We start from the raw sequence: 5,712 nt of genomic DNA on the forward strand, positions 1-5,712 counted from the left end.
GTTCAGGAACGCAAAAACCCCACCTTTATGGGGTGGGGTTTTTGTTTAGCTGCGATGCAATGCAGCGCATGAGGAGCCTGACGATTACCTACTTTCACACGGGTATCCGCACTATCATTGGCGTGGAGTCGTTTCACGGTCCTGTTCGGGATGGGAAGGGGTGGGACCAACTCGCTATGGTCATCAGGCATAAAGGGGGTGTTGTATCGCTTGGGGGCGCTACAACCAATCTGGGGAAGAAGTAGTCGAGTTCACCGGGGTGTTTAAGCCCGAGCGCCTCGTTGTTACTGGATTGTGTTTGTTACTTGGCACAACATGATCTCAACCTAGGCGTGTGCTTAAGACCCCGCGCGTTGCGCGGGATGGGGCATCCATAAGTGCTGAAGCACGAACGGCTGCCGACACACACTGGTTATAGGATCAAGCCTTACGGGCAATTAGTATCAGTTAGCTTAATGCATTACTGCACTTCCACACCTGACCTATCAACGTCCTGGTCTAGAACGACCCTTCAAGGAGCTCGAAGCTCCAGGGATATCTCATCTCAAGGCGAGTTTCCCGCTTAGATGCTTTCAGCGGTTATCTCTTCCGAACATAGCTACCCGGCGATGCCACTGGCGTGACAACCGGTACACCAGAGGTTCGTCCACTCCGGTCCTCTCGTACTAGGAGCAGCCCCCTTCAAATATCCAACGCCCACGGCAGATAGGGACCAAACTGTCTCACGACGTTTTAAACCCAGCTCACGTACCTCTTTAAATGGCGAACAGCCATACCCTTGGGACCGGCTACAGCCCCAGGATGAGATGAGCCGACATCGAGGTGCCAAACACCGCCGTCGATATGAACTCTTGGGCGGTATCAGCCTGTTATCCCCAGAGTACCTTTTATCCGTTGAGCGATGGCCCTTCCATACAGAACCACCGGATCACTATGACCTGCTTTCGCACCTGCTCGACTTGTCGGTCTCGCAGTTAAGCACGCTTATGCCATTGCACTATCAGCACGATTTCCGACCGTACCTAGCGTACCTTCGTACTCCTCCGTTACACTTTGGGAGGAGACCGCCCCAGTCAAACTGCCTACCATGCACTGTCCCCGATCCGGATCACGGACCAAGGTTAGAACCTCAAACAAACCAGGGTGGTATTTCAAGGACGGCTCCACCGAAACTAGCGTTCCGGTTTCATAGCCTCCCACCTATCCTACACAGATCGGTTCAAAGTCCAATGCAAAGCTACAGTAAAGGTTCATGGGGTCTTTCCGTCTAGCCGCGGGGAGATTGCATCATCACAAACACTTCAACTTCGCTGAGTCTCGGGAGGAGACAGTGTGGCCATCGTTACGCCATTCGTGCAGGTCGGAACTTACCCGACAAGGAATTTCGCTACCTTAGGACCGTTATAGTTACGGCCGCCGTTTACCGGGACTTCAATCAAGAGCTTGCACCCCATCATTTAATCTTCCGGCACCGGGCAGGCGTCACACCCTATACGTCCACTTTCGTGTTTGCAGAGTGCTGTGTTTTTATTAAACAGTCGCAGCCACCAGTTTATTGCAACCCCTTCACCCTTTGCGCGCAGGCGCATCAAGCTACAGGGGCGTACCTTATCCCGAAGTTACGGTACCAATTTGCCGAGTTCCTTCTCCCGAGTTCTCTCAAGCGCCTTAGAATACTCATCTCGCCCACCTGTGTCGGTTTGCGGTACGGTCTTGTTAAACTGAAGCTTAGAGGCTTTTCTTGGAACCACTTCCGATTGCTTCTTCGCCTAAGCGAATGGCCTCACACCCTTGAATTACGCGCCCGGATTTGCCTAAGCGCCTTCTCCAATGCAAGGACCGGGACTTCCAACACCCGGACAACCTTCCGCGATCCGTCCCCCCATCGCATTTAACAATGGTGCAGGAATATTAACCTGCTTCCCATCAGCTACGCATTTCTGCCTCGCCTTAGGGGCCGACTCACCCTACGCCGATGAACGTTGCGTAGGAAACCTTGGGCTTACGGCGAGGGGGCTTTTCACCCCCTTTATCGCTACTCATGTCAGCATTCGCACTTCCGATACCTCCAGCACACTTTTCAATGCACCTTCACAGGCTTACGGAACGCTCTCCTACCATGCGAGATAAATCTCGCATCCGCAGCTTCGGTATATTGCTTAGCCCCGTTACATCTTCCGCGCAGGACGACTCGATCAGTGAGCTATTACGCTTTCTTTAAAGGGTGGCTGCTTCTAAGCCAACCTCCTGACTGTTTTAGCCTTCCCACTTCGTTTCCCACTTAGCAATATTTGGGGACCTTAGCTGGCGGTCTGGGTTGTTTCCCTCTTGACACCGGACGTTAGCACCCGATGTCTGTCTCCCGTGATTGCACTCTTCGGTATTCGGAGTTTGCTATGGCGTAGTAATCCGCAATGGACCCCACAACCATGACAGTGCTCTACCCCCGAAGGTGATACACGAGGCACTACCTAAATAGTTTTCGGAGAGAACCAGCTATTTCCAAGTTTGTTTAGCCTTTCACCCCTATCCACAGCTCATCCCCTAATTTTTCAACATTAGTGGGTTCGGTCCTCCAGTACGTGTTACCGCACCTTCAACCTGGCCATGGATAGATCACTTGGTTTCGGGTCTACGCCCAGCAACTGAACGCCCTATTCGGACTCGCTTTCGCTACGGCTGCCTTAATCAGTTAACCTTGCTACTGAACGTAAGTCGCTGACCCATTATACAAAAGGTACGCCGTCACCCCCTTGCGAAGGCTCCGACTGTTTGTATGCATGCGGTTTCAGGATCTATTTCACTCCCCTCCCGGGGTTCTTTTCGCCTTTCCCTCACGGTACTGGTTCACTATCGGTCGATCACGAGTATTTAGCCTTGGAGGATGGTCCCCCCATCTTCAGACAGGATTTCACGTGTCCCGCCCTACTTGTCGTACACCTAGTTCCACACATCCGCTTTCGCCTACAGGGCTATCACCTGCTATGGCCACACTTTCCAGAGTGTTCGGCTAACGGTCGTGCTAAAGAGTACAGGCTGATCCCATTTCGCTCGCCACTACTTTGGGAATCTCGGTTGATTTCTTTTCCTGCGGTTACTTAGATGTTTCAGTTCACCGCGTTCGCTTCACTAGACCTATGTATTCAGTCTAGGATGACCCAGAAGGGCCGGGTTTCCCCATTCGGACATCGACGGATCAAAGCTCGTTTGCCAGCTCCCCGTCGCTTTTCGCAGGCTACCGCGTCCTTCATCGCCTGTGATCGCCAAGGCATCCACCACATGCACTTGTTCGCTTGACCCTATAACGAGTGCGTCTCCGAGAGTCCTCTCTACACCGAACCGAAGTTCAGCTTCGAGGGAAACCTCTTTCACACCGCTATAGGTTGAGTATTCGTGTTGCGCCGTATTCCAAAGCAATCTTTCGATTACCTTTTCATACATTGATACAATCACAACCCTGATCAATTTACTCACACCCATCTCTAAGTGCTTTCAAGTTGACCTTTACTACTTCTTCCAGATTGTTAAAGAACGACAGCACGACTCTAAGCGCTATGCTTAAAATCGCTTACTGACTGGCTCAATCGCCAATGCAATCCACTCTCTCGTGTTCCCGAGAATGCGTTGCGTTGGTGATTGGTGGAGGATGACGGGATCGAACCGACGACCCCCTGCTTGCAAAGCAGGTGCTCTCCCAGCTGAGCTAATCCCCCAGTACCGCGTTGCTCAAGGGTCCGTCATTCCTCTTTTGTGACACTTAACGCATTCGTTAATCATCACTCAAGCGAATCATGGTGGGTCTGGTTGGATTCGAACCAACGACCCCCGCCTTATCAAGACGGTGCTCTAACCAACTGAGCTACAGACCCTTAGCCTGTCTTCTTACAGCCGATAAGCGTGAGCGCTTTAGCACTTCACTTTAATACGTTTGAGCTCGAGAAAGGAGGTGATCCAGCCGCACCTTCCGATACGGCTACCTTGTTACGACTTCACCCCAGTCATGAATCCTACCGTGGTGACCGTCCTCCTTGCGGTTAGACTAGCCACTTCTGGTAAAACCCACTCCCATGGTGTGACGGGCGGTGTGTACAAGACCCGGGAACGTATTCACCGCGGCATGCTGATCCGCGATTACTAGCGATTCCAGCTTCACGTAGTCGAGTTGCAGACTACGATCCGGACTACGATCGGTTTTCTGGGATTAGCTCCCCCTCACGGGTTGGCAGCCCTCTGTTCCGACCATTGTATGACGTGTGAAGCCCTACCCATAAGGGCCATGAGGACTTGACGTCATCCCCACCTTCCTCCGGTTTGTCACCGGCAGTCTCCTTAGAGTGCTCTTGCGTAGCAACTAAGGACAAGGGTTGCGCTCGTTGCGGGACTTAACCCAACATCTCACGACACGAGCTGACGACAGCCATGCAGCACCTGTGTATCGGTTCTCTTTCGAGCACCCCCACCTTTCAGCAGGGTTCCGACCATGTCAAGGGTAGGTAAGGTTTTTCGCGTTGCATCGAATTAATCCACATCATCCACCGCTTGTGCGGGTCCCCGTCAATTCCTTTGAGTTTTAATCTTGCGACCGTACTCCCCAGGCGGTCAACTTCACGCGTTAGCTACGTTACTAAGTCAATGAAGACCCAACAACTAGTTGACATCGTTTAGGGCGTGGACTACCAGGGTATCTAATCCTGTTTGCTCCCCACGCTTTCGTGCATGAGCGTCAGTATTGGCCCAGGGGGCTGCCTTCGCCATCGGTATTCCTCCACATCTCTACGCATTTCACTGCTACACGTGGAATTCTACCCCCCTCTGCCATACTCTAGCTCGCCAGTCACAAATGCAGTTCCCAGGTTAAGCCCGGGGATTTCACATCTGTCTTAACGAACCGCCTGCGCACGCTTTACGCCCAGTAATTCCGATTAACGCTCGCACCCTACGTATTACCGCGGCTGCTGGCACGTAGTTAGCCGGTGCTTATTCTTCCGGTACCGTCATCCTCCCACCGTATTAGGGCAGAAGTTTTCTTTCCGGACAAAAGTGCTTTACAACCCGAAGGCCTTCTTCACACACGCGGCATTGCTGGATCAGGGTTTCCCCCATTGTCCAAAATTCCCCACTGCTGCCTCCCGTAGGAGTCTGGGCCGTGTCTCAGTCCCAGTGTGGCTGGTCGTCCTCTCAGACCAGCTACAGATCGTCGCCTTGGTAGGCCTTTACCCCACCAACTAGCTAATCTGCCATCGGCCGCCCCTATAGCGCGAGGTCCCGAAGGATCCCCCGCTTTCTTCCGTAGATCGTATGCGGTATTAATCCGGCTTTCGCCGGGCTATCCCCCACTACAGGACACGTTCCGATGTATTACTCACCCGTTCGCCACTCGCCACCAGGGTTGCCCCCGTGCTGCCGTTCGACTTGCATGTGTAAGGCATGCCGCCAGCGTTCAATCTGAGCCAGGATCAAACTCTTCAGTTCAATGCCTGTTACTGTTTTCTATTCTTGCGAATAGGTCGCTCACTCAACGTACTGACAAGTTCCTCCCATCTTCCCTTTTACAGAAAGACGCTCAAAACCTACCTTAATACTAGTGTGAGACTTGATACTTTCGCTTCACGGCAACATCTCCCGAGTTACCCCGGAAAACACCACCACGCTTAAAGCCAAGCACCAAGCGCCCACACTTATCGGCTGTTAGTTTTTAAAGAACATTCGCTA

Annotated in this window: 2 tRNA genes and 3 rRNA genes; all 5 read right to left on the bottom strand. The window is 52.5% G+C overall.

The annotated features are described in order from the left end of the window. Positions 1–75 precede the first annotated feature (75 nt). The 5 genes from rrf to BSU04_RS26660 all read right to left on the bottom strand — a co-directional run bounded on the left by rrf (position 76) and on the right by BSU04_RS26660 (position 5,472). Positions 76–188 (bottom strand): 5S ribosomal RNA (gene rrf / locus BSU04_RS26640). A 228-nt stretch (positions 189–416) separates the two neighbouring features. Further along, positions 417–3,299: ribosomal RNA gene (locus tag BSU04_RS26645) — 23S ribosomal RNA — on the bottom strand. A 338-nt stretch (positions 3,300–3,637) separates the two neighbouring features. After that, a tRNA-Ala gene (locus BSU04_RS26650) sits at positions 3,638–3,713 on the bottom strand. A gap of 79 nt (positions 3,714–3,792) precedes the next feature. Continuing rightward, positions 3,793–3,869, bottom strand: a tRNA-Ile gene (locus BSU04_RS26655). A 70-nt stretch (positions 3,870–3,939) separates the two neighbouring features. Next, positions 3,940–5,472, bottom strand: a 16S ribosomal RNA gene (locus tag BSU04_RS26660). Together the 16S, 23S and 5S rRNA genes with 2 tRNA genes alongside form the textbook arrangement of a ribosomal RNA operon. Positions 5,473–5,712 lie beyond the last annotated feature (240 nt).

Origin of the sequence: Caballeronia sordidicola (genome assembly GCF_002220365.1) — a bacterium.
GTDB classification, from domain to species: domain Bacteria; phylum Pseudomonadota; class Gammaproteobacteria; order Burkholderiales; family Burkholderiaceae; genus Caballeronia; species Caballeronia sordidicola_C.